The sequence below is a fragment of the Kitasatospora sp. NPDC091257 genome (assembly GCF_044757675.1).
Taxonomy (GTDB): Bacteria; Actinomycetota; Actinomycetes; order Streptomycetales; family Streptomycetaceae; genus Kitasatospora; species Kitasatospora lactacystinica.
On sequence record NZ_JBIVVI010001650.1, the window covers coordinates 1 to 1,501 of the forward strand.

General features: G+C 74.4%; 2 protein-coding genes. Both read right to left on the minus strand.

Annotated features, from left to right (window positions below; all coding sequences use genetic code 11):
- On the minus strand, positions 1-292 hold a 292-nt coding region (locus ACIQOV_RS41010; protein WP_401056180.1), incomplete at its 3' end, for a hypothetical protein.
- A gap of 83 nt (positions 293-375) precedes the next feature.
- Positions 376-1,407, minus strand: coding sequence for a TolB family protein (locus tag ACIQOV_RS41015; protein WP_401056182.1), 1,032 nt, complete (start codon positions 1,405-1,407; stop codon positions 376-378).
- Positions 1,408-1,501 lie beyond the last annotated feature (94 nt).

Consider the following 1,501-nt stretch of genomic DNA (forward strand, 5'->3'; position numbering starts at 1 on the left):
TGCTCGTCTGGATCGGCGTCGGTGGCTTCGGCGCCGCCGCGGCCGCCGTGGGCGGTGCCGCCGCCGTCGGCGGAGCGGCAGCCGCCGGGCCGGCCAGGCGTTCGGCGCGGTCGCGGTCGGTCTCGCGGCCGGTGCCGCCGGCGGTGAGCGCGTTGACTCCGCGCACCACGAGGGCGGCGGCGACGGACACACAGAGCACCAGCCCGACGGCGACGGTGCGCCGCAGGACCGGGCGGCCGTGCAGGGCGGGCCAGGAGTCGGTCACCGTGCGCTCGGGTGGAATGCCGTCCACGGTCGTCTCGCTCCCCCGTTCGTTCAGGACGCCTGATCAGGACGTCACACTCTGCTCGACGTGGGACCGTAGCCGAGAGTTCCTCAGCCCAGGTAGGCGGGGGCGACCGCAGCCCTGGTGACCGGCTGCGCACTGCCCGAACCGTCCGCCGGGACGGTCCACAGGTCGGCGCCGTAGTCGCCGGGCAGGGCGTAGACCAGGGTGCCCTCGCCGGACCAGAGCGCCTGGTCGTCGATGTTGCGCTGCTCGGCGGTGGCGGTCTCGGTCATGGTGGCGAGGTCGAGCACGTACAGCCGCCACGGGGCGTCGGCGGGCAGGCCGGGAACGCGCTTCTTGTAGGCGACGCGGGTGCCGTCCGGGGAGAGCGAGGGGCACTCGACGTTGTCGTGCAGGGTGGTGAGGGTGCGGGCGCCGAGGTCGCCGCGGACGAGGTGGGTCCGCCCGGCGCTGGCGAGGGTGGCGTAGAAGGTGGTGTCGTCGGCGAAGGTGACGCCCCAGATGTTGATGTCGTGCGCCTGGTACGGGTGGCCGTCCAGGACGACCGAGAAGTCCTCCAGGTTCTCCCGCAGGTTCCAGTCCCGGACGTCCACGATCGAGGTGCGGGTGGAGAAGTCGCTGCCCGCGTACGAGTCGCCGCTGACGAAGACCGTCCAGGCGGCGAGGTGCCCGGACGGGGAGACCCGGGAGCGGGTGGGGATGCCGGCCGCCGGGAACGAGCGGAGCTCGCGCAGGTGGTCGTCCAGGACGACGGCGCGGTAGGTGTCCTCCAGCGCGCCGTGCTGGGCCTGGAGGCAGATGCCGGTGCCGGCGGCCGCGTGGAAGCGCAGGCACTGGACGCCGGAGGCGGTGCGCGGGCCGTCGGGACGGTCGGCGGCGACGGAGGTGATCTCGTCCCGGTGCGGGCCCCAGGCCATGTTGCGGAACAACAGCTGTCGTCCGCCGGACTGCACCTGTAGTGACACCGGGCCGGGCGTGACGGACGGCCCGCCGGGCTGGGCCTGGTCCCGGCGGGCGGTGCGGTCGGCGGCGTTGAGGACGGCCCCGGTGCCGACCGCGCCGAGCAGCACGACGGCGACCAGCAGGATGATCATCCTGGTGCGGTTCCGCAGGTTCATCGGGTCTCCTCCGGGGTCTTCGCGGCGACGGGTCCGGGCTGCTCCGCGACGGGGACGGGCTGACCGGCAGCGGACCCGGGCCGCCCTGTGACGG

Excerpts from the sequence above, each read along its gene's own strand:
- ACIQOV_RS41015 (WP_401056182.1), bottom strand. The coding sequence starts at position 1,407 with ATGAACCTGCGGAACCGCACCAGGATGATCATCCTGCTGGTCGCCGTC.